1 pseudogene is annotated in these 764 nt (G+C 48.3%); it reads right to left on the minus strand.

Annotated elements, in window-relative coordinates:
• Window positions 1-247 precede the first annotated feature (247 nt).
• Window positions 248-709: pseudogene (locus ACM0OZ_RS49090) on the minus strand (IS630 family transposase); the annotation flags it as partial.
• Window positions 710-764 lie beyond the last annotated feature (55 nt).

The following is a 764-nucleotide window of genomic DNA, read 5'->3' on the forward strand; positions in this document are numbered from 1 at the left end:
AACGCTATCCAAAGCCAGACTCAGAGGGTGTTGCAAATTTTCGGACGAGTCTATTAGTCAACGCACTATTTCGAGAGCATTGCGGAGAATTAAACATACCCGTAAAAAAAAACATACGGGTATGCTCAACGAGATGAAGCTAAACGGGCGGACTTCTTAGCGCAACTGGAGAACCCCAAAGCGCCTCACCTGGTCTATGTCGATGAGTCGGGCATGGATGAACGCGATATAGCCGTAGCCATTTTCCTTAGGACGCTGCTTGCTTGAGAACGGTTTCAATTGCATCGCGTAAATGATCCAATTTGGGTAACAGCTTGCGAATTCTGCTTTTCAACCATGCCCAACATTTTTCAATCCGATTGAGGTCTGGGGAGTAGGGCGGCAGGTAGACTAGCTGACACCCTGCGGCTTCAATTAATTGGGCAATCCGACCGCCATGATGAAACGTCGCATTATCGACAATCACCCACTCACCTGAACGCAAGACCGGAATCAAGCAAGTTTCTAGCCAGGTCTCAAACACAGTACGGTTACATGCCCCCTCGACTGTAAATGGCGCAATCAATTGCCCGTCTCGATAGCCAGCGATCATATTAATGCGACCTTGGCGCCGACCCGATTTGAGATCGTAGAAGCGCTCCTCAACATGGGAGTAGCCGTAGCCGTAGTTATCGCGTTCATCCATGCCAGACTCATCAACATATACTAGTAGGACTTACGCATTGACATAAAAGTCACTATGTGTATTCAAGCCCAGCTTCTGT

The organism is Scytonema sp. PCC 10023, assembly GCF_963920835.1.
Lineage (GTDB): Bacteria > Cyanobacteriota > Cyanobacteriia > Cyanobacteriales > Nostocaceae > Kalymmatonema.